We start from the raw sequence: 20221 nt of genomic DNA, 5'->3' as shown, positions 1-20221 counted from the left end.
GCAACATTGCCGCCAGCGACAGTCGGACCTGACAAGGCGGGTGCTCGGTGGCAGACAGTACGCCCCACAGAAAGCGGCGCTGGCCGCTTCTCATCGTCGGCGCGGTGGTGGCCGCCGCCGTTCTGGTCGTTGGTGGCACCGCGTTCTACATCAACGTCATCAAGGAGGACGCGCCGGAGGAGTTCTCGCTCGATGACCAGTCCGCCGGCACCTCGACCGGCAGCGGCTCGGCGTCCACCGGAGACGGCGCCGCCATCTCGACCGCACCCGGCGCCGCCGACGGCACCTGGAAGGTGACCGACGGATCCGAGGCCGGCTATCGCGTCGAGGAGGTCCTCTTCGGCCAGAAGACCACGGCGGCGGGCCGCACCTCGGACGTCTCCGGAACGCTGACCATCTCCGACGACGAGCTCACCACGGCGGCGTTCGAGGTCAAGATGGCCACGGTGCGCAGTGACGAGGACCGCCGCGACAACCAGTTCCGCAACCGGATCATGGATGTCAACGCCTACCCGACCTCGGAGTTCACCCTGACCAGCCCGGTCGATCTCGGCTCGCTGCCGGCCGCGGGCGAGAAGCGCACATACAAGGCCACCGGAACCCTGACGCTGCGCGGCAAGCCACGCGAGGTGACCATGGACCTGCAGGCCCAGCGCTCCGACGACCAGATCCAGGTCGTCGGCCAGATTCCGGTGACGTTCGCGGACTACGACATCCCGAACCCGAGCATCCCGGGCATCTCGACCGAGGACCACGGAATCATGGAGGTCTCGCTGAAGCTCGCGCGCGACGAGGCGACCCGCTAAGCCCCACGTGAGCAGGCGTTACCCGAGCTCACAGCACCTGGCCGGCCGCACAGCTCACGCCTCGGCGGCGACCTCCATCCGCTCGGGCTCGGCACGGCGCTGCTCGGAGACGGCCAGGGCGGCCGCCGCCTGGCCGTTCGGCAGGAGCACCGCGATGAGGCAGGCGAGGACCAGCAGTCCGGCAGCGATCCAGAAACCAAGCGCATACCCCGAGGTCAGCGCCTCGGCCGGCGTCACACCGGCAGCGAGACGGCTGTCGGTGTGATGGTCGGCGATGGTCGTCAGCGCCGCCAGGCCGACCGCCGCACCGATCTGCCTGCCGGTGTTGAGCAGCCCCGAGGCCAGGCCGGCGATCTGCGGCGGCACACCGGATGTCGCCGCGGTGGTCACCGCGACCATGTTCACGCCCATGCCGAGGCCGACCAGCACGAGCGGGCCGAAGACCTCCGCCCAGTAGGAGCCGCCCGCGGACAGGCCGCCGAGCCAACCCATGCTCAGCGCCCCGATCCCCGAGCCCATGATGATCAGCGGCCGCGGGCCGACGCGCCCGATGATCCGTGAGCTGAGCTGCGAACCGCAGATGATCATGATCGGCATGGGCAACATCGCCAGGCCGGCCTCCAGCGGGCCCATGTCCTGAATCCGCTGCAAATACAGGGTGAGGAAGAAGAACAGCCCGAACATGACGGTCCCGATGACCATAATGATCAGGTTCGCGTAGCGCAGGGCTCGCCGGCGGAAGACCCCCAGCGGAACCAGTGGGTTCGCCGTCCGCGCCTCGATGGCCACGAAGACGGCGAGCAGGACCGCGGCGACGACCAGGCAACCGATGGTGACCGGTGAGCCCCAGCTGCTGGACTCGGTGCGCACGATGCCGTAGACCAGCGCCACCAGACCCGCGGTGACGGTGATGGTGCCGGGAATGTCGAGATCCTTCACCCCGCGGGCCTGGCCGCGGGACTCGGTGAGCGCCACCCGCGACCCGACGACCAGCGCCACCCCGATCGGGACGTTGACGAAGAAGACCCAGCGCCAGTCCGCGATCTCGGTCAGCACTCCCCCGGCCAACGCACCGAGGGCACCACCGCCCGCCGCGGTCGTGCTCCACATGCCAAGGGCGCGGGTCCGCTCCCGCGGATCCGGGAACGAGGTCATCAGCACGCTCAGGGTGGCCGGCGCCAGCACCGCCCCACCCAGCCCCTGCACCGCACGCGCGACGATCAGCGTGACCTCGCTGGTGGCGAGACCACCCGCGAGGCTCGCGAGAGTGAACACCGCGAGCCCGGTGATGAACGTCCTGCGCCGCCCGAACAGGTCCGCGGCACGCCCGCCGAACAGCAGCAGACCTGCGAACGCGAGGGTGTAGGCGTTGACCACCCACTGCATGCCGGACGCGCTCAGCCCCAGGTCCGTCTGCATCGACGGCAGTGCCACGTTCACGATCGAGACGTCCAGCACGACCATGAACTGGGCCAGGCAGCACACAGCGAGCACAGCCCAGGCCGGCGCCCGGCGATCGCTGCCACCAGTGCGCGCCGCCGCCACCACGCCCGCGCCGGCATCGTCAGCCGCTCCCGCGCCCTCGGCCGCACCGATGCCCTCGGACGCTGCCGTACCCTTGGCCACGCCAATGCCCTCGGCCGCGTCCGCCACGTGCTCCGCGTCCGCCACGTGCTCCGCGTCCGCCACGTGCTCCGCGTCCGCCACGTGCTCCGCGCCCGCCACGTGCTCCGCGTCCCCCACGTGCTCGCCGCCCGAGGACGAATCCCCACCTTCGGGCTCGTCACCGATCACGGTGCTCCGAGTCTCCGCCTCGTCGTCCTGCGTCATTGCGCCTCCCGCCCGCCATGCGTGCCCGTACACCGTACGGTGCACCGGTCGAGCCTACGTCGTACGCTGTACGCCTACAAAATGAATTCCGGACAGCGTCGAGGCGGGGTGGGGATGAGCACCGCAGAGGTCAGTTCGACCAGGCTCGCCTGCCCACGGCAGGCCGCGCAGCGCGGCACCCTCTCCCCAGAGCGGATCGTCGCCGTGGCGCTGGAGATAGCCGACTCCGACGGGCTCGACGCGGTGTCCATGCGGAATGTGGCCGCCACCCTCGGCGTCGGCACGATGTCGCTCTACACCCACGTCAAGGACAAGGACGCGCTGCTGGTGCTGATGCGTGACGCACAGTTCGCCGAGTGCCTCGTCGAGGACACCGGCCCCGACTGGCGCACCGGCTTCACCCGCGTCGCGCGGCAGACCCGCGAATCCCTGCTGCGCCATCCCTGGGCGGTCGCGCTCGGGCTGCGCCCCGCCCTCGGGCCCAACAGGCTCCGCCACATGGAGCAGGTACTGACGATCGCGGCCGAGATCACCGACGATCCCACCGCCCAGCGCACCATCATCCACGCGGTGGACGACCTGGTCATCGGGTGCGCCACGCAGGAGCTGGCGGCGAGGGCCATCGGGGCCGACGTTCCGCGGCCACATTGTGGTCTGCGTCGCCGGATCAACGCCGACCCCACACTGCGTGCGCTCCTCGCCTCCGGCGAGTTCCCCCACCTCGCCCGGGTGCTGGCCGAGAGCTCCCCCTTCGCGGCGAAGCGGTTCGAGCAGGCACTGACCTGGCTGCTCGACGGCATCGAACGGACCTACCAGCCCGACGCCTGAACCCGGCACCTGAATCCGGCGGTCTCCCTGACCGGCAGCCCCGCGAGCGGTTGTGTTCGCGGCGACTTCGCCGGGGCGTCATCTTGATCGGCCTAATCTGGACCTTGTGCCTGCCTGGGCGTTATTACCGGCACGCTCCGTGTCATCGATGCGGACCGCGCGCCGGGCGCAGGCGCGCGGCGGTTCTCGCGGGCGACCCGTGCGACCCGGGCTGGCCGGCGTGGCGTTCCTCGGCCTGGCCGGTTCCTGCCTCGTCGTGGCCACCGGTGGGCGCCTGGCGCGGCAGCCGCTGGCCGAACCGCCGACGACCTGGGGCGGGCTGCTCAACCCGGTGAGCACCGACTCGATGTCGGTACTGCCGGCTCTGCTTATCGGCGGGATCGCGCTCACGCTCGCGGCCTGGGTACGGGCGTACGTCCTCGCCGAGTCGCACCGCCTGTCCGCGCGGGCCGGCCTGGTGCTCCTCGCCCTCTGGATGGCGCCGGTCACCTTCGGCCCACCCATCCTCAGCCTGGACGTCTACAGCTACGCGGCGCACGGAATGATGCTCGCCACCAGCCTCGATCCCTACAGCACGGCACCGGTCGCGCTGCCGCTCGGCAGTCCTCAGATCACGGCGGTCGACCCGCTGTGGCGATCGTCGCTGGCGCCGTACGGGCCGTTGGCACTGGCCGTGTTCCGGGCGGTGCACACCCTCACCGGAGGAAGTCTGATCGGTCGTCATCGCTTCAGGCAGCGCACCACGCGCACCACGGGCTGGCTGCCCCGGGGCGGTCAGTCCCGGGTCACCCCGGCGGGCCAGACGACATGGACCGTCTTGTTTCTGCTCCGCGCGTAGGCGACGACGTCACCCGTGCCCGCGTAGCCTCGCGCGGGCTCACCGTCCCAGACCGCGATGAGCTCGTCCACCTCGTCGACCAGCGCCCTGCTGGCGCTCATCAACGCCTCCAGGTCAACCTCCGGCGCCAGCGGCTTCCCGACCCGGCTGGCCGCGACGCACAGCCGGTCGTACACGGGTCGGTGCTCCGGAGGCAGGAAGTCGCGGTAGTTGCCGGCGGGCACGACCACGACGAGCTGACCGCCGAGGCTGAGCACCAGATCGGCGAACATGCTGTCGGTCCCCTCGGCCAGGCAGCTCACTCCGACGAGGTCCCCGGACGGATAGCGACTGAGCAGCCGACGGGTCCGCGCGACCGTGTACTTCTCGACGGCGGGCGAAAGGGCACGGTGGCCGGTGATTCCCACGACTGCCATCATCGAGAACGGTTCCTTTCGGCGATCAGGCGATCAGACCGCGGGCGGCCGGCAGGCAGCGGGCAGATCCCACCAGCCTGATCGACGTGGCGGATGGATTCGCCCGCGTTCGAAGCGTATGTGTGATCTGCCTGTGGTCTGCCCGATTGAGCCTTTTCGATCGTCGGCTCGGACCCGCGGCACCCCCGGCCGTACGCCGTGAGATCGAAAAGGCTCACCGATCAGGCAGGCAGCCTGAAACGCGCCACAAAGCGCCAGATCTCGTCGTTCGCGTCCAGGTCACCGGTGTCGCGCCCGAGAACCGCCGCCGAGAACATCGGGGCTCCGCCAGGCCAGATATGACCGCCACCCACAACCTCGAAGAGAACCACCGGAGCGGCCGGCGAACAGCCCGTGAAGTCATGCCGGACCACCGTCGTGCCATCGCCGGGACGCCGGTCGGCGAGCGGAGTGTCGACGGTGGTGTCAGCACAGCCGTCCACCAGCGCCCAGTACCGGGCGCCGGCCTCGGCCTGGGAATACTTTATGATCTTGTCGTCCTGGCCGTGGATGACCAGCATCGGGGTCCGGGGCGGCTGGCCGGTGGACCCGGCCGGGCAGCCCACTCCGGGCGCCGACCCGGCCACGACGGCGAACGCCGCGAACCGAGTGGACCCCCTGCAGGCCAGGGCTTGGGCGAACAGCCCGCCGTTGCTCATCCCCGAGGCGTACAGCCGGGACGGATCGGCGCCGTAGCCGGTGACCACAAGATCGGTCAGCGCACGGATGAAGCCGGGATCATCCGCGGTCGCCGTGTTCTCGCCGCCTGGCACGCCCTGCCAGCCGACCCCCTCGTGTGCGGGGATCACCAGCAGGTACCCCGCCTTGTCCGCGAAGGACGTCAGCCGAGCGGAGTCGTCCGCTGTCCGCGGGGTCTCGAACATGCCGGGAAAATGGAACAGCGTCGGCCGCGGACCGCTGCCAGCCGTGGGCGGAACGTGCACCACGGCCCACCGCTCGATGCCCGCATGCCACAGCCGGGCGACATGATCTCCGGGTGCGCCTCGGGTGGGACCGTCGGCCCGGGCCGCCGGTGGCAGAAGACAGCCGGCGACCAGCGCCATAGCGGCCAGCAAGGCCGCGATCAGCACAGACGTGATCGGCACAGACCTGATCGGCACAGACGTGATCGGCACAGCCGCGACCGGCACAGATGCGACCGGCAGCGCCGCGGCCGGCGTGGTCGCGACCCGCGAGCCGCGCGCGGCAGTCACCGTCCCGGCCCGTTGGCTGTCCACTGCCCGCTGCCTGCGAGCAGGGCACGGACGGCGTCGTCGAGCAGCCCGACCTCCTCCGCCCACAGGCGGGCGAGGTCGCCGGCCCCGGGCAGGCCGGCGTCCGCCGCGGTGCCCACGCTGACGGCGTCACCGAGGCCGCTGAGGTGGCAGGCGAGCCGCTGCCCCGGGAACAGCGTCGGAATGGGGACCGCCGTCGTGATCGGCTGGCCGGCCAGGGCGAGCGGGCCGGGCGCGCCGGCCTGGTTCGAGACCGACAGCAGGGAGGAGCGTCCGCTCAGCCCGGCGTCGAAGAGGCGGGGCCGGATCCGGGCCGGCAGGAACTCGAAGAGCAGCCGCTCACCCACCCCGAGCGTTCCACCCTGTTTGAGGCGATCCGTCCTGTCTCGAACGGCCAGCAGCCGATCAAGGGGCAGCTCCTCGGCACACGGCAGGACGATCCGCGCGCCCGCCACGAAGTTCGCGAGCATCGCGCGCTCCCCAGGCTGGCGGGTGCTGACCGCCATCGCCACCGGCAGGCCCACCGTGGCCCTGCCGGTACCCGGCCAGCGCCGCAGCGCACCGGCCAGTGCCGCGAGGAACACGTCGTTGACCGTCCCGCCGACGGGGGTCCCGATCGAACGGAGGAGCGACAGGGAGGTCGTCTCCCAGCCGTGGATCGTCCGCCCGATCCACGGCGCGGCGAACGAGGCCGGCCCGGCCGTCGGCGCCAGCCACTGCAACGAGCGGGCGACCGCGGCGCCGACCTCCCTCGACCGGGCCCGCCCCGCCTCCCGGCGCTGCGGCGGCACGAACGCCATCGGATCGGAGCCGACCCCGAACAGCGCCGACAGAACGAGGTTCTTCGCGGTGCCGTCCTGTTGGATGTGGCTCGCCCGGTAGAGCAGGGCGAACTCGGTGTCGTCGGCGGACCGCAGCAGCCAGAGCTGCCAGGGCGGACCAGCCATCGACACGACCTCGTCGCTGCGTCGCGCCACGAAGTCATGCAGCGCGGTTCCGCTGAACCCCGACCCGACGCCCGGGATGCTCGTGGAGGCAGGGGACGCCCCATCGCCCGCGGATGCCGGCGGGAGCACCGGGTGTTCCCGGACAAGGTGGTTCAGATCGACATCCGGGTCGGCCCGCCAGCCGTAGCGGGCCCGGCGACCGGGCACGCAGACCAGCCGCTCGGTGAGCAGCGGGAACCGGCGCAGTCGCTCGGCCACCAAGCCCCGCACCACCTCGATATCAGGCGCCGGGCCCTTCCCCAGAAGCAGGCAGTTGACGTTTATCGGCACATCGGCGTGCAGCAGCTGGTATTCAAGCAGTGCGGTGTCGAAAGCGTTGAGAAGGCGAATGCGGTCCATCGGCTCCACGCTCGCTCTCTGCGGGCGAACTCGCGATCCGGTGACAGGAGACCATCCGGAAAGGTAACCCGCGGCACCGTACCGGGCGAGCCGACAAAACCTTCCGACCCCGCTCGGGCGAAAAGCTCCCCGCCTGCCCACAGGCGGATCTCGAAGAGCCGCCCGCCCCGAAGTCAGGCCTCGAGGAGATGAGGATATTCGTCGCTCCGGCGACCATTATTCTCAGCTCTTTCCCGACACCGGAGGCGGCCCGGCGCCACAGCTCTCGCTCGGCGGCAGCGGCCCGTGACTCGGCGGCAGCCGACCCGTGAATGGACACTTCAGACCGGCTCGAGAGCACTCACGGTGAGCTGATGGACCGCCGGATCACGGCAGGTCTGGACGCCGCCGGGAACCGCCGCCAGCAGGCTGGCCCGGTCGTCGGGCGGGTAGACACGCAGCCGGGTTCCCCGGGTTGTCTCGTCGGTGCTCTCACAGCCGGGGAGCAGGCCGGGCTGCGTGATGGCCAGGGTCGCGCCGGCGCGCCCGCCCGGGGCCAAGGTGACGGGGGCACCTGACGGCCCGTTCCGGTCAGCCGCCGCGCCAATCTGGCGTCCCGCCTCGTCCACCACGGAGACGCCTGGGAACCCTGCGACGACGCACGGGGCCGAGCCGGTGTTCGTGAGCACGAGCCGGCCGTAGATGTGGCCCGCCGCGCCCTGAAGATCGTCCACGGCGGCGGTGAGACCCGCCGCGGCACACGCCGGCACATCGCCCGAAGCGCCGCCCGAAGCGGCGGTCGAAGCGCTGGTCGAGGGTGCCGTACCGGCCACGCTCGACGTCGGCGGCGGTGTCAGTGCCGGCACCGACACCGCGGCGGAGGCACCCGGGGAGGTCGGTACGGAGGCGCTCGCGCTGTCGGTCGAGTCGCCCGCGTCCCCGCAACCGGCGACTGACGCGGCAATCGACACAGCCAGCGACATCACGGCGACGAGCCGGAGACGGGCAGGCCTGCCTGGTGGGGTGCGCATGCAGACCTGCCTACCCTGCTTGTGGACCGCCGAGTCGGCGCGTGACCATCCGGGCCTGACAGTCGGCGCCTGACGGTCAGTGCGTGGCGTCGGCCAGCTCGTGAACGCCCAGCTCGGCCAGCAGCCGGGAGCGTAGCGCGGCGAAGGCCGGATCTGTTCGCAGCCGCGGCGCCGCCAGTTCGACAGAGGCCTCGAACGACAGCCGGCCCTCGGAGAGGACCAGGATCCGGTCGGCCAGCAGGACCGCCTCGTCGACGTCGTGCGTCACGAACAGCACGGCGGGCTGGTGCCGGGTGCACAGCTCGTGCAGCAGAGCGTGCATCCGGATCCGGGTCAGGGCGTCCAGGGCGCCGAACGGCTCGTCCAGCATGACCAGATCCGGTTCACGGACCAGCGCACGGGCGAGCGCCACCCGCTGCGCCTCACCGCCGGACAGCGTCACCGGCCACGAGCGTTCTCGGCCGCCCAGGCCCACCTCCTCGAGCGCGGCACGCCCGCGCTCGGCCGCACCGGGCCCCTTCAGGCCCAGGATGACGTTGGCGAGCACTCGGGTCCACGGCAGCAGCCGGGGCTCCTGGAAGACCACCGCCCGCCGGCGCGCGACCAGCACCTCGCCGGTGACCTCGTCGTCGAAGCCACCGAGGACCCGCAACAACGTGCTCTTACCCGACCCGCTGCGCCCCAGCAGGGCGACGAACTCGCCGGGTGCGATGGTGAGATCGAGGCCGTCGAGGACCGCACGGGAACCGAACGCCCGGGTCAGCCCGCGTACCCGCACCGCCGCGCCGGCACCGTCCGCGATCCTCGGGTCGGTGTCGGTGTCGGCGTCCGCGGTCAGGTCCCCGTGAATCCGCGTCGCCATGACAACAGGCTCCTTTCCAGGACACGGACGATGCCGTCGCAGAGCAGGCCGAGAATTCCGTAGATGACCAGGCAGAGAACCATGATGTCGGTGCGGTTCCAGCCCTGGGCACGGTTGAGCAGATAGCCGAGTCCGGAGTCGGTGTTGACCTGCTCCGCGAACACCACGAGCAGCCAGGCGACACCCATCGACCAGCGCAGGCCCACCAGGAAACCCGGAAGGGCGCCCGGGATGATCACCCGTCGGATCAGGCCGGTGCGGCTGAGCCCGAAAGCCCTTCCCGCCTCGACGAGCTTGATGTCCACACCACGGATCGCAGCGAAGGTGTTCATATAGATCGGGAAGGTCACACCAACCGTGATCAGGAAGATCTTCGCCTCTTCGCCGATCCCGATCCAGACGATGATCAGGGGCAGCAGCGCGATGACCGGAATCGCGCGCAGGAAGTTCATCGCGGAATCGACGACATCCTCGCCGAACCGGAAGAATCCGGCGACCACGGCGAGCGCGAGCCCCAGGGCCACGCCGATCAGGAGGCCCCAGGCAACCCGGAACAGGGAGGTGGCGAGGTTGTCCGCGAGCTCGCCCGAGCTCCACAGCTCCCGCGCCGCGCCGACCACATCACCTGGTGGGGCCAGCTCACGGTCCCCGACCAGGTTCAGGCCGGTCGCGAGCGACCAGGCGACGAGCAGCAGCGCCGGGCCGGCGAGACGGCGGGTCCAGGGCGGAATCCTCCGCGCGCGCCGCGCACGGTGACGTTTCCCGGTCGGATCCTCCAACGCGGAGACCAGCCGCACCGCCGCGCCCGTGGCCGCACCCGTGGCCGTGTCTGTGGCTGCCACGTCCGCGATCGTCAATCCCAGGGCCGTAGCCCCGATGCCGCCGATGTCGCGGGCGCCGTCGCCGGCGCGGTCACGGTCCGCGGGTCCGGCGGGCCGGTCAACCACGCGCGGGACGACCTCGTCGATCACTTCGGCCACGGAATCCTCCATCCGGTGTTCTCCGGCGCCCGGGTACCCGGCTGACTGCCGTTCACAGCGGCAGGCTCGCGGCGGTGAACGCGTCTCGCAGCTCCAGCTTGAAATCCTTGTCGATCTCGTTGTCGACGCTCAGCGAGGTCGGCAGCTCACCGACAGCTGAAAGCAGCTTCGCCTGCACCCGCTGGCTCTCGATGAACGAGTCCGAGACAGGCGTGTACCTGGTTCTGGGCAGGCTGTCGAAGAAGGTGCGCGAAGCCTTCGGGTCCTGCTTGAGCGTCTCGACGTAGTACTTCTGCACCCACTCGTCCGGATGCTCCTTGGGCCAGGTCGAGGCGCGGGAGAGGCGGACCACGAAGTCCGTCACCGCGGCGCGGCGGGCCGGGTCGGCCAGGGCGTCCTTCGCCGCCAGCAGCACCGAGTACTGCGGCAGCGGGCTGGTCTTCAGCTCACGTGCGGTCGCGCCGAGGGCCGCACCGTACTGGCGGACGTAGACCACCGCGTCCGCCTCGCCGGAGCTGAACGTGGCGACCAGGCTCGCCGCCGGAACGTTCACGACCTTGACGTCGTCCTGATCCAGCCCGACCGAGGCGAGCTGGTTGAGCAGATAGCCATGCAGCGACGTGCCCTGCGTGAACGCGATCCGCTTCCCCTTCAGGCCGGCGAGGTCGCGGATGTCCGAGTCCTTCGGCACGAAGATGGTCTGGGAGTTCACGGACGACTCCGAGACGGCCACCGCGACCACACCGGCGTCCGAGGCGTTGGCGAACAGCACCGGGGTGTCGCCCATGAAACCGACATCGAGCCGGTCCGCGCTGAAGGCGGCGTTCATGTGCGGCCCGTCGGCGAAGTTGTTCCAGTTCAGCTTGTAGGACGTCCCCTGCCCCTGGCCGGACAGGGTGATCGGCAGCTCCAGCGACTTGCTCTGGTCACCGATACGCAGCGTTCCGGCGGTTCCACCGGAGGACCCGGTGGAACCGGTGGAACCGCCGTCGTCCCCACCGCAGGCGGCGAAGCCGAAGGCGAGAACGGCGATCAGGCCGGCCTGGGCCAGCACCGGCCACCGCCAGCGGGTTCGTCGATAGCGCATGAATTTCTCCAGGTGGAAGGAGCCGTCGGCATCGGTTCGATGCCGACGGCCGGGCAGGCGACGGAAGGAGAGGACGGGAGGAAGAAACGCTGGAGGGATGCAGCAGAGAAAGGCTTGAGAAAACAGGAGGAAAGCAGCGGGGCGAACGGGTCAGGCGCCGCCGGTTCAGGCTGCCGCCGACTCAGGCCGCCACCGGCTCAGCTGCCGAGGAACGGCTCCCCGGCGACCAGCTCGGACTCCTGCCCGTCGACGCCGACCGGAACATCACCTTCGATGGTCACCCGGTAGAGAACACGGTCGAACTCGAGGTGGCTGAGGTCGGACGGGCCGAGATGGGCCGTGGCCCGGTTGTCCCAGAACGCGACATCGCCGGGGTTCCACTTGAATCGCACGGTGAACTCCGGCCTCGAGATCTGCTCGTAGAACAGCTCGAGAACACGGTGGCTCTGACGGGGCGAAAGGCCGATGATGTCGTTGTCGCGGGCGGTGAAGCTCGGGCTCACGAAAAGCGCGCGCTCACCGGTCTCCGGATGCACTCGCACCACCGGGTGTATCGCCACCAGCGGGTTCGACTGGATCCGCCTTCCGTACTCGCCGCCCTCGAAGATCGGCAGGCTGAAGCTGTGCCGGGCCCGCAGGCCGTCGGCCAGCACCCGCAGCGGCTCCGGAAGCGCCTGGTAGGCGGCGACCAGGTTCGTCCACGCCGTGTCCCCGCCGTAGGGCGGCACGATGTCGGCACGCAGGATCGAGCCGGCCGGCGGGTTGACCAGCGCGGTGACGTCGGTGTGCCACCCGTTGTCGTAGGTGGCCTTCCGCCGGTCACCGAAGAGCTTCGCGTATCGCCGGCTGTCGATCGGAAGGATCTCCGGGTGACCCGCGGGCGGCTCGGTCTCGTGCGGGTGCGCCGCGGTGAGCCGGCCGAACCGCCGACCGAAGGCCACCTGCTGCGCGTGGTCCAGGTGCTGGTCGCGGAAGAAGACCACCTTCCAGGTCAGCAGGGCGGAACGGATCTCGGCGATGGTCGCGTCGTCGAGATCCTCCCGCAGATCGACCCCGTGGATCTCTGCTCCGGTGTACCCCGAAAGCGGCCTGACGTCGATACCGATGCTTTGGACTGCTCCAGCCATCTGTACATTCACCCTCTCGGCGAGCGGAAGCGAACAAAGAATTTCAGGGGAACGCACACAAGAAAGGCACGTCGCATCACCCGAACAAATCTCCGGAAAGAAACCTGGAAATTATCGGCCGACGCCCTGAAGCGGGCCTGCCCACCCCTTCCGGGGCGAACCATCCCGCCGATTCATCATCAGACGGCAGGACAACCCAGGTCAATGTTTTCTGATCGAATGGAATTATTTCAGCGCCGCTTCCGGGATACGACCGGGTACAGCCCCGCCAGCCACCCCGGCCGCCCCGGCAGCGAGAACTGGATGGCGCGAGAATGCGTCCAGCGTCCGCGGGCTTCGGTGCACGGAGTTCAGCACAGCCGCCGTCGCCGCGACCGCGAGCACGTCCGCCCCGAAGCTGCTGGGCCGCACGACCGGCTCCGGATCCCGGCACGAACGGGAATGCGCGACGATCTCCTCGAACAGGTCCGGCAGCAGCGCGGGCTGGAAAAGCACCCCTAGCTCGGTCAGCACCAGCAGCTCCGGATCGAGCATGTCCAGCAGGGTCGCGACCACCTTGGCGATGTCACCGAGGCGGCGGCGTACCAGCTCGACCGCCGCCGGTTCGCCCGCCGCGACCGCCTGTTGGAGCAGCATCGGATCCGGTCGCGGCAGGATCCCGCGCTCGACCGCCTTGACCAGCAGCGCGCGGTCCGACAGCGACGCCTGCGCGCAGCCGCGCTCCCCGCACGGGCAGGGCTGTCGCGCACCGGGAACCGGCAGGTGCGCCACTCCCCCGGCAGCCGAGCGCAGGCCACGGTGGACCACACCCTCGGTCGCGATCGCGGCGTCCACCACGTTGCCCACGAACAGGTGGACGAGGCTGGACCGGGCACGAGGCTCACCGAAGAGGATCTCGGCCTCGGCCAGTGCGTGCGCGTGGCTGTCAACCCGGACCGGCAAACCGGTTCGGGCCGCCAGCAGTGGCCCCAGCTGGAGGTTGCGCCAGCCCAGCGGCTCATGCTCGACAACGGTGCCGGTCCGGCCATCGACGTGCCCTCCGGTCACCACACCGAGACCCAGCACCCGGCGGCGGCCGGCATGCCGCTGAAGAAACCGCGGCAGACCACGCGCGATGAGATTGATCAACTCGGCGGCGTCACCGCTGTGCGGCAGCTCCTCCCTGGCCACGGTCCGGCCCCGCAGGTCCACCAGGCCGAAGGTGAGCATGGGTACGGCGATGTGAACACCGCAGGCGAGATGCGTGTCGGTGTCGACGTCTATCGGCACGCTCGGCCGGCCCGCACGTGGCCCGCAGGCCGCGGCGGGCAGTTCCCGCAGCACACCCAGCGAGATCAGGTCCGCGGTCTGCCGGGACACCGCCGCGGGGCTGAGCCCGGTCGCGGAGCCGATGAAGCTTCGGGCGACCGGGCCGTGGTCGAGCACCGCGCGCAGAACCGCCGCGGCCGAGCCCGTCCCCCGCGACCGATGGCCGTCGCGGCCGGGGCCGGGGATGTCGGAGCTGGCAACGGGCTGGTTCGTCGCGGGTGAGCTCGTGCGCGGACCGGGCATGGGAACCTCCTACGCGCGTGTCGTCCCCTACAAGGACGGCCGCCCGCACGGTCAGGTGACGGGTGGCGGGCGACCGGTGACGAGCGGTTCGCGGGCGCGAAGCGTCGCCGTCAGCGCGTGGTCTGACAGAGCGCGCTGGCGACGCGCCGGAGATCGATATGAGCACGACCGACGAGATGCGCGTGCTCACCCATGGGACGAAAAGCTAGGCCATCCATCCCACTTTGTCAACAAGTTCGGTGTAGATATGGGTAAATCTCCCGGGCGCTCCGTCAGCCCTTCGCCGGCGTCAGCGGCGCCGCACCCAGGCCCGCGACCGGCCCGTCCGCGGGGAGAGCGCCGGCCCGCCGACGGTAGGACGACGGCTTCTCCCCGCAGTGCTGGGCGAAGGCCCGCGCGAACGCGCTCGGGTTCTCGAAGCCCACCGCCGTGGACACCTCGAGCACCGACAGGTCCGGGTTCGCCAGCAGCGCCATCGAACGCAACAGCCTCGCCTGCAGGACGTAGTGCCGCCACGACATGCCGAGCGTGGCCTGGAACTGCCGGCGCAACGTCCGCTCCGACACGCCGACCGCACGGCTGACCGCGCCGACGGAGGCGGAGTCGAGATGCGTCTGGGTGTAGGCGATCGCCGCCGCGACGATGGGGTCGGACGACGTGGGCAGGCTCAGCGGAGCCTCATGGTCCAGCGCCTCCGCGACGAGATGGCCGAGGGTCCGGAAGAACCCCTGCGCCACCGGGTCGTCGCCGGCACGGGCGATCGGCCAGCGCAACGCATAGATCATCATCTCGCGGATGAGTGGTGGCACGGCGATGATGCGAGCACGGTCACCCGGCCGCGGGACGAGCCCGGGATCGAACACGACAGAGATGGTCCGGGCGGTCGGGTTGAGCGTCGCCTGATGTTCCAGGCCCGCGGGAATCCAGGCGGCCTGCTGCGGCGGGAGGAGATAGTGTGCGCTCTCCGTCTCCACCTCGACCACGCCGGCGACGGCGTACTCGATCTGGTGCATGCTGTGGGAATGCCAGCCGGTTACCAGGCCGGTGCCCTCGTGCAGGTAGCTGCCGGCGAGCGCGTGGCCCCCTCGGCGCATGTCGACGACGCCGATCCTGGCCGGTTCAGCAGCTCTGTCAGCCGAATAGACGGTAGCGGCCACCCGGGTAAGAATAGGCGACCCGAGCCGGTGGCGAAGGCCGAATTTCCGGCCACGCCGGGCCGCCGGGCCGGGCGTCCTGGGCCGGCCGAAGTCCGTGGGCCACCCACGGCACAGATCAACACCGGGTCCTTTCCAAGGCCGACTCGGGCCTGCGGCATCGCTGATCACGTAGCGAGAGCTGGAAGCGCCTCACTATGCTGGGCGGATGCCTGGCCTGCCAGCATCCAGAAATCAAGCGATCAGGCATCGCGTTCGATGCGTCCGGCGGATCGGAGCGCGCCCGACGCCATCGACGGACGCGTGTGGATCGCCGGCATGAGTTCAGGACAACGCCGCCAGGGGAGCGAGGAGTCCGGAACCCGTACAGCCCTGCTCGACGCGACTGCCCAGATCATGCTGGATGAGGGGTACGCCGCCGTCAGCTCCCGGCGGGTCGCGGCCCAGGCCGGGATCAAGCCCGCCCTCGTGCATTACTACTTCCGGTCGATGGACGATCTCTTTCTGGCCGTGTTCCGGCGCGGTGCGGAGGCGAACCTGGCTCGGCAGCAGGCGGCCCTGCGCGAGCCACGCCACCTGTGGGCCCTGTGGGAGATCGACATCGATCCGCGTGGGACCGCGCTGCTCACCGAGTTCATGGCGCTCGCCAACCATCGCAAGGCCATCCGCGCGGAGATCGCGGCCTACGCGGAGCGGTTCCGCGAGACGGAACGCGCCGCGCTTGCAGCGGCCCTCGAGGCGCGGGGCGGCGCTCCGGCCGAGATCGACCCGCTGGTGGCGACCCTCTTCATGACTGGCATATCGCGCATTCTGGTCATGGAGCGCGCACTGGGAATCACCATGGGCCACCAGGAGACCCTGGAGCTGGTGAACCTGTGGCTGGAGGCGCTGGATCCGGCCGAGGGCCACTGACCGGGCCGTCCCCGCCGTCCCGGCGCTCCTGACGGTCCCGGCGCTCCTGACGGAGGCGGAGCACGCTGGTCAGGGCCAGTGCCACGGCTGCGCCGAGGAACGGGAAGGACGGCGGGACGTAGCGGTAGTCGAAGCCCGCGGTGGCCGGCGGCAGCAGCAGCGCGAGCAGCGCGACCCCGGCCAGCAGCAGCAGCGGCGCGCGCCTGGTCCGATCGCGGACCGACAGGACCAGGCCGGCGAACGCGGCCAGCAGCGCGATGCCGATCGCCGGCGCGGGCACCCGGACGTCACGCTGATACGAGACCAGCCAGCCGGCGGCCGGGGAATGCACCGTGGTGGCGAATTCGCCGCGCTCGTAGGCGCGCATGTCCGCTGCCTCGCGGTCCTTGCCCTGCAGGGGAATCGTCGCGGAGGCGAAGAGGTACCGCTGGGCCACCATCCGGCTCGGATAGTCCGCCAGACGTGATTCGAAGGTGCGCCTGAAATCGTGGGCGACGGTGCGAAGGTAGTCCAGCGGCTGCCGGGTGATCGCCGCGGTGGCGAACTGGCGCGCCAGCTCCTCCTTCTCCGGGCTGAAGGTCTCCCCGGGGACGTCGAACAGCGGTGTGTCGCCGTGCCAGATGTAGTTCGACGGCTGCTGCCGCTCGCCCACCGGCTCGGCCGGGCAGAGAACCCGTAGCTTCTCCGGCGGGTTGATCACGGCACAGTCGGCGAACGTCGCCGTCCGCGAGTAGAGGAAGATCCCGGTGCTGCCCGAGATCGCGAATGTTCCGTGCTCGGCCTTGTACCAGCCGCCGTAGGCGGCCAGCGGCAGTGTCAGGGCCACCGCGAAGACGCCGACGGACCGCCAGCCGGGCCATCTGGCCACCAGCCACAGCGCCGCGACCAGCGCCAGGGGCAGGCCGACGGACCTGGTCACCGAGGCGGCGCTCAGCGCGAGGCCGGCGCCGAGCGCTCCCAGCACACCCACCCGGCGGTTCCAGAGCAGGCACATGACGGCGCCGAACAGCAGTGCGGTGAAAAGCGTCTCGGACAGCACCATGTGTTCCAGCGCGATCTGGTAGGCATCGAACAGCTGCGGCACGGCGCCGCCCGCGGCGAGCCAGGCCGGGCTGCGCAGCCGCAGCAGCAGCAGGTAGATTCCGACCCCTACGGCAAGCCCGATCAGATGCTGCGCCAGCACCACCAGCTCAAAACTGTGAAACGGGAGGAAAGCCCGCAGGAACATGCTGTAACCAGCTGGCCGGACGACATAGGGCTCGGGGCGCAGCGCCACGCCGACATAGTCGTAGCTGTCGTTGAACCAGAGCGCCGGCCGATATCCGAAAACCGCGGCCAACCGCATGGCGAGAGCACCGAGAAAGAGCGCCAGAAACAGGCAGTGCCACCAGCCGCCGGTGCGGCCCCAGACACCCTTTGACGGGCCCCCGCGGCGCACCGCACGGTGCTTTGGGCGATGGATGAGGGCGTGCCCAGGCACGGACCGGAGCGTAACGTTCCCGGCCAAAGACAGCAAATCCGGGTGAGACTGGCCACCAAGCGGCGCCGACTACCGCGAACAGGCGGGGAAACCGCCGTTCTCGTAGCGGGCGCGGGCGGCCGCGCGCATGATCTTCCCGCTGCTGGTCGTCGCGAGCTCGGACGCCCCGGTGAGCACCAGATCGCCGATCGACACGTCGTGCTCGCGTACCACCGCGGCCCGGATCGACGCCGCGACGTCATCCAGGACGACATCCGGCGATTCCCGCACCTCCTGAACGACGACAAGCCGTTCGCCAGCGGCCGGGCCGGGAACCGCGAAGGCGGCCACCCTGCCCTCACGCGCCGCGGGATGCGCCTGCTCCGCGGTCCGCTCGATGTCCTGGGGGTAGAAGTTCCGCCCCCTGATGATGATCAGATCTTTCAGGCGGCCGGCAACGTACAGTTCGTCGTCGACCAGCACCCCGAGGTCTCCCGTGCGCAGGAAGCGGCGGCCCGGCTCATCGTCCGCGCAGGTGGCGTGGAAGGTGGCGGCAGTGGCCTCGACGTTCTGCCAGTATCCCCGCGCGACGTGCGGCCCCGAGACCCAGATCTCGCCGATCTCACCGGGAGGGCACGCCTGCCCGGTGGCCGGGTCGACGATACGGATGGTCTGCTCCGACAGGACCCGGCCCGACCCGACGAGCACCTGGCCGAGCCCGTCGGTGGTCGGGACGTAGCGCCGCTGTGTGAGAGCCGCGCGGTCCGCGGTGACCGTCCGCGGGCCGCGGCCCGGCCGGCTGCCGGTCACCAGCAGGGTCGCCTCAGCCAGGCCGTAGCAGGGGTACGACGTCTCGGGACGGAACCCGAACGGGGCGAAGGTCTCGGCGAACCGGGCGATTGTCTGGTGGCGGATCGGTTCCGCGCCGTTGAACGCGACCTTCCAGCTGCTCAGGTCAAGCGGCTCGTCGCCGTTCCCGGTGCCGATGCGGCGTCCCCGCGCCACCTCCCGGGCGGCGTGCGACACACAGAGGTCGAAGGCGAAGTTCGGCCCGCCGCTGGAACGGGCACGGTAACGGGAGATCGCGGACAGCCACAGCAACGGCCGGCGGATGAACGCCGCGGGTGACATCAGGACGCTGGTCGCCCCGATGTGCAGCGGCTGCAGGACGTTGCCGATCAGCCCCTGATCGTGGAAGAAGGGCGCCCAGCCGACCACGGTCGACCGCTCGTCGTGGCCGAACGCACGTCTGATCATCTCCTGATTGGCCGCGAGGTTGCCGTGGGTGACCATGACGCCCTTGGGTGCCGCGGTGGACCCGGACGTGTACTGGAGGAACGCGATGGCCTCCGGATCCGGTGGCCGCAGGTCGGCCCACCCGGTCTCGGTGTCCGCCACCCCGGCCGCCGTGAGCTCCACGGACGGGGCCATGTCGACCGCGAGCCGGCGCACCCCCGGGCGGATCTCGTCGAGGGCCGCGCCGACGGTGGCGAGCAGCGCCGGGGTGGTGAGCACGGCGACGGGCTCGCAGTCACGGACGATGGCACGGGTCGAGTTCTGCACGTGCCCGGCCCGCGGCGGGTTGACCGGAACGGCGATGATCCAGCTGTAGAGGCAGGCGAAGTAGGCGACGATGAACTCCGGGCCTGACCCGAAGGCGAGCAGCGCCCGGTCACCCGGCCTGGCGACCTCCGCCAGCTGCCGGCCCAGGGCGAGCGCCCGGGCGTGAAGCTGGCCATAGGTCAACGTGTCGTACTCCTCGCCACGGTTGTCGAGGAACACGTAGGCGCGGTCGGCCGGCTGCTCGGCGGCGCGGGCGCGCAGGGTCTCGGTCAGGCAGCGTGCCGCTGTCAGCCCTGGTCCGCTCACGCCGGGGCCCCGGTCACGTTGGCCGAGCGCAGCGCCTGTGCCATGAGGCCGACGATGGCCGCCCGATGCCGCTGGTGAAAGAAATGGCCGCCGGCGAACGTGTGGAACGCGAAGGGAGCGTCCGTCTCGCGCCGCCAGGCCTCGACCTGGTCGATGTCGACCACCGGGTCCTCCGTCCCGTAGAAGGCGGTGATGGGGCATGCCAGCCGCGGGGTCGGGCTGTAGTCGTATTCCTCGGACAGTTCCAGGTCGGCGCGAGTCACCCGGACCATGTAGCGCAGGAAGGCCGCGGTGCGGGGGACGACGCCGTCGGTCGCGCCCATCGCTTCCATCGCCCCCACGAACTCCTCGTCGGGGAAGCGGTGGACCGGCGGGCGGCGGCTCGCCTGGTGCGGGGCCCGCCGGCCGGAGACGAACAGGTGCGACGGCGGGCTGCCCGCGGCGGTGAGTGCCCGCGCGAGCTCGAAGGCCACCAGCGCGCCCATGCTGTGCCCGTAGAGCGCCAGCGGCGCCGTACCGTCGGTGATGGCGGCCGTCTGCGGCATCAGGGCCTCGACGGCGTCATGCACCTGACGCAGCGGGCGCCTCGCCGCGACCTCCTCCCGGCCGGGCAGCTGAGCACGCACCAGCGTGATCTCTGGTGGGAACAGGCCGACCCAACGGGCGAAGGAGGAGGCTCCGGCGCCCGCATGCGGGAAACAGACGAGCCGCACGGGCAGCTCTCGCCTCCCTGCTGTCGCCCCGGCGGGCTCCGAGGCACTTGGATCCGTCGCCGTCCCGGCCGTCCCCCCGTCCCGTTCGCTCCGTTCGTCCCGGCCGGGCCCGTCGGGTCCTGCGGGTCCGGCGGGTCGAGGCGTAGCCAGGGCGCGCCC

At 70.7% G+C, this 20221-nt stretch carries 19 protein-coding genes; 4 read left to right on the top strand and 15 right to left on the bottom strand.

Annotated features, from left to right (window positions below; all coding sequences use genetic code 11):
- Nucleotides 1-47: 47 nt before the first annotated feature.
- Nucleotides 48-806, top strand: coding sequence for a YceI family protein (locus FREUN1FDRAFT_RS16220; protein ID WP_006541186.1), 759 nt, complete (start codon nt 48-50; stop codon nt 804-806).
- 54 nt (nt 807-860) lie between these two features.
- On the opposite strand, the gene FREUN1FDRAFT_RS16215 is transcribed toward FREUN1FDRAFT_RS16220, so the two are convergent.
- A complete protein-coding gene (locus FREUN1FDRAFT_RS16215; RefSeq protein ID WP_006541185.1) occupies nt 861-2636 on the bottom strand; it encodes an MFS transporter in 1776 nt (591 codons plus the stop codon).
- Nucleotides 2637-2750: 114 nt separating this feature from the next.
- Between FREUN1FDRAFT_RS16215 and FREUN1FDRAFT_RS16210 the strand changes: the two genes are divergently transcribed.
- Complete coding sequence (locus FREUN1FDRAFT_RS16210) at nt 2751-3464, top strand: TetR/AcrR family transcriptional regulator (protein ID WP_006541184.1); 714 nt, start codon at nt 2751-2753, stop codon at nt 3462-3464.
- A gap of 199 nt (nt 3465-3663) precedes the next feature.
- Nucleotides 3664-4302: a polyprenol phosphomannose-dependent alpha 1,6 mannosyltransferase MptB gene (mptB, locus tag FREUN1FDRAFT_RS16205; protein WP_035951808.1), complete on the top strand. Its 639-nt coding sequence runs from the start codon at nt 3664-3666 to the stop codon at nt 4300-4302.
- Here mptB and FREUN1FDRAFT_RS16200 read toward each other — a convergent pair.
- The 11 genes from FREUN1FDRAFT_RS16200 to FREUN1FDRAFT_RS16155 form a co-directional block, all read right to left on the bottom strand.
- Nucleotides 4239-4721 carry a hypothetical protein gene (locus tag FREUN1FDRAFT_RS16200; protein ID WP_006541182.1) on the bottom strand — a complete coding sequence of 161 codons (483 nt, stop codon included), beginning with the start codon at nt 4719-4721 and terminating at the stop codon, nt 4239-4241. The genes mptB and FREUN1FDRAFT_RS16200 overlap by 64 nt on opposite strands.
- Before the next feature lie 218 nt (nt 4722-4939).
- A complete protein-coding gene (locus FREUN1FDRAFT_RS16195) occupies nt 4940-5863 on the bottom strand; it encodes a PHB depolymerase family esterase (RefSeq protein ID WP_232295221.1) in 924 nt (307 codons plus the stop codon).
- 104 nt (nt 5864-5967) lie between these two features.
- Nucleotides 5968-7338 carry a WS/DGAT domain-containing protein gene (locus FREUN1FDRAFT_RS16190; RefSeq protein ID WP_006541180.1) on the bottom strand — a complete coding sequence of 457 codons (1371 nt, stop codon included), beginning with the start codon at nt 7336-7338 and terminating at the stop codon, nt 5968-5970.
- Between the two features lie 320 nt (nt 7339-7658).
- Complete coding sequence (locus FREUN1FDRAFT_RS16185) at nt 7659-8348, bottom strand: DUF4232 domain-containing protein (RefSeq protein ID WP_006541179.1); 690 nt, start codon at nt 8346-8348, stop codon at nt 7659-7661.
- A 76-nt stretch (nt 8349-8424) separates the two neighbouring features.
- The gene (locus FREUN1FDRAFT_RS16180) at nt 8425-9210 is read right to left on the bottom strand and encodes an ABC transporter ATP-binding protein (RefSeq protein WP_006541178.1); all 786 of its coding nucleotides are present in this window, start codon (nt 9208-9210) and stop codon (nt 8425-8427) included.
- A complete protein-coding gene (locus FREUN1FDRAFT_RS16175) occupies nt 9183-10202 on the bottom strand; it encodes an ABC transporter permease (protein WP_006541177.1) in 1020 nt (339 codons plus the stop codon). The genes FREUN1FDRAFT_RS16180 and FREUN1FDRAFT_RS16175 overlap by 28 nt, the downstream gene beginning before the upstream one ends.
- A gap of 40 nt (nt 10203-10242) precedes the next feature.
- A complete protein-coding gene (locus tag FREUN1FDRAFT_RS16170) occupies nt 10243-11277 on the bottom strand; it encodes an ABC transporter substrate-binding protein (protein WP_006541176.1) in 1035 nt (344 codons plus the stop codon).
- A 197-nt stretch (nt 11278-11474) separates the two neighbouring features.
- Nucleotides 11475-12404, bottom strand: coding sequence for a TauD/TfdA family dioxygenase (locus tag FREUN1FDRAFT_RS16165; RefSeq protein WP_006541175.1), 930 nt, complete (start codon nt 12402-12404; stop codon nt 11475-11477).
- A gap of 225 nt (nt 12405-12629) precedes the next feature.
- Complete coding sequence (locus tag FREUN1FDRAFT_RS16160; RefSeq protein WP_006541174.1) at nt 12630-13955, bottom strand: ROK family protein; 1326 nt, start codon at nt 13953-13955, stop codon at nt 12630-12632.
- A 110-nt stretch (nt 13956-14065) separates the two neighbouring features.
- Nucleotides 14066-14149 (bottom strand): putative leader peptide, encoded by an 84-nt coding sequence (locus FREUN1FDRAFT_RS48045; protein ID WP_369809800.1) that lies wholly within the window; start codon nt 14147-14149, stop codon nt 14066-14068.
- 78 nt (nt 14150-14227) lie between these two features.
- Nucleotides 14228-15049, bottom strand: coding sequence for a helix-turn-helix transcriptional regulator (locus tag FREUN1FDRAFT_RS16155; protein WP_006541173.1), 822 nt, complete (start codon nt 15047-15049; stop codon nt 14228-14230).
- Between the two features lie 378 nt (nt 15050-15427).
- Here FREUN1FDRAFT_RS16155 and FREUN1FDRAFT_RS16150 point away from each other — a divergent pair, with 378 nt between their 5' ends.
- Nucleotides 15428-16021, top strand: a complete 594-nt coding sequence (locus tag FREUN1FDRAFT_RS16150) for a TetR/AcrR family transcriptional regulator (RefSeq protein ID WP_035951820.1) — start codon at nt 15428-15430, stop codon at nt 16019-16021.
- On the opposite strand, the gene FREUN1FDRAFT_RS16145 is transcribed toward FREUN1FDRAFT_RS16150, so the two are convergent.
- From FREUN1FDRAFT_RS16145 to FREUN1FDRAFT_RS16135, 3 genes are all read right to left on the bottom strand, one after another.
- Nucleotides 15945-17459 carry a hypothetical protein gene (locus FREUN1FDRAFT_RS16145; RefSeq protein ID WP_198144343.1) on the bottom strand — a complete coding sequence of 505 codons (1515 nt, stop codon included), beginning with the start codon at nt 17457-17459 and terminating at the stop codon, nt 15945-15947. The two genes, FREUN1FDRAFT_RS16150 and FREUN1FDRAFT_RS16145, sit on opposite strands and share 77 nt — an antisense overlap.
- Nucleotides 17460-17570: 111 nt before the next feature.
- The gene (locus FREUN1FDRAFT_RS16140) at nt 17571-19349 is read right to left on the bottom strand and encodes a fatty acyl-AMP ligase (protein WP_006541170.1); all 1779 of its coding nucleotides are present in this window, start codon (nt 19347-19349) and stop codon (nt 17571-17573) included.
- Nucleotides 19346-20062 (bottom strand): thioesterase II family protein, encoded by a 717-nt coding sequence (locus FREUN1FDRAFT_RS16135; protein ID WP_006541169.1) that lies wholly within the window; start codon nt 20060-20062, stop codon nt 19346-19348. Before FREUN1FDRAFT_RS16135 ends, FREUN1FDRAFT_RS16140 begins: the two co-directional genes overlap by 4 nt.
- Nucleotides 20063-20221 lie beyond the last annotated feature (159 nt).

The organism is Parafrankia sp. EUN1f (assembly GCF_000177675.1).
Lineage (GTDB): Bacteria > Actinomycetota > Actinomycetes > Frankiales > Frankiaceae > Parafrankia.
The sequence above is the reverse complement of the archived record's forward strand: the minus strand, read 5'-3'. Positions and strand labels throughout refer to the sequence as shown.

What these genes read in the sequence shown, in the direction of transcription:
- FREUN1FDRAFT_RS16215 (WP_006541185.1), bottom strand. Translation starts at nt 2,636, where the DNA reads ATGACGCAGGACGACGAGGCGGAGACTCGGAGCACCGTGATCGGTGAC.
- FREUN1FDRAFT_RS16210 (WP_006541184.1), top strand. Translation starts at nt 2,751, where the DNA reads ATGAGCACCGCAGAGGTCAGTTCGACCAGGCTCGCCTGCCCACGGCAG.
- FREUN1FDRAFT_RS16200 (WP_006541182.1), bottom strand. Translation starts at nt 4,721, where the DNA reads ATGATGGCAGTCGTGGGAATCACCGGCCACCGTGCCCTTTCGCCCGCC.
- FREUN1FDRAFT_RS16190 (WP_006541180.1), bottom strand. Translation starts at nt 7,338, where the DNA reads ATGGACCGCATTCGCCTTCTCAACGCTTTCGACACCGCACTGCTTGAA.
- FREUN1FDRAFT_RS16185 (WP_006541179.1), bottom strand. Translation starts at nt 8,348, where the DNA reads ATGCGCACCCCACCAGGCAGGCCTGCCCGTCTCCGGCTCGTCGCCGTG.
- FREUN1FDRAFT_RS16180 (WP_006541178.1), bottom strand. Translation starts at nt 9,210, where the DNA reads ATGGCGACGCGGATTCACGGGGACCTGACCGCGGACGCCGACACCGAC.
- FREUN1FDRAFT_RS16175 (WP_006541177.1), bottom strand. Translation starts at nt 10,202, where the DNA reads ATGGAGGATTCCGTGGCCGAAGTGATCGACGAGGTCGTCCCGCGCGTG.
- FREUN1FDRAFT_RS16170 (WP_006541176.1), bottom strand. Translation starts at nt 11,277, where the DNA reads ATGCGCTATCGACGAACCCGCTGGCGGTGGCCGGTGCTGGCCCAGGCC.
- FREUN1FDRAFT_RS16165 (WP_006541175.1), bottom strand. Translation starts at nt 12,404, where the DNA reads ATGGCTGGAGCAGTCCAAAGCATCGGTATCGACGTCAGGCCGCTTTCG.
- FREUN1FDRAFT_RS16160 (WP_006541174.1), bottom strand. Translation starts at nt 13,955, where the DNA reads ATGCCCGGTCCGCGCACGAGCTCACCCGCGACGAACCAGCCCGTTGCC.
- FREUN1FDRAFT_RS48045 (WP_369809800.1), bottom strand. Translation starts at nt 14,149, where the DNA reads ATGGGTGAGCACGCGCATCTCGTCGGTCGTGCTCATATCGATCTCCGG.
- FREUN1FDRAFT_RS16155 (WP_006541173.1), bottom strand. Translation starts at nt 15,049, where the DNA reads ATGCGCCGAGGGGGCCACGCGCTCGCCGGCAGCTACCTGCACGAGGGC.
- FREUN1FDRAFT_RS16150 (WP_035951820.1), top strand. Translation starts at nt 15,428, where the DNA reads ATGAGTTCAGGACAACGCCGCCAGGGGAGCGAGGAGTCCGGAACCCGT.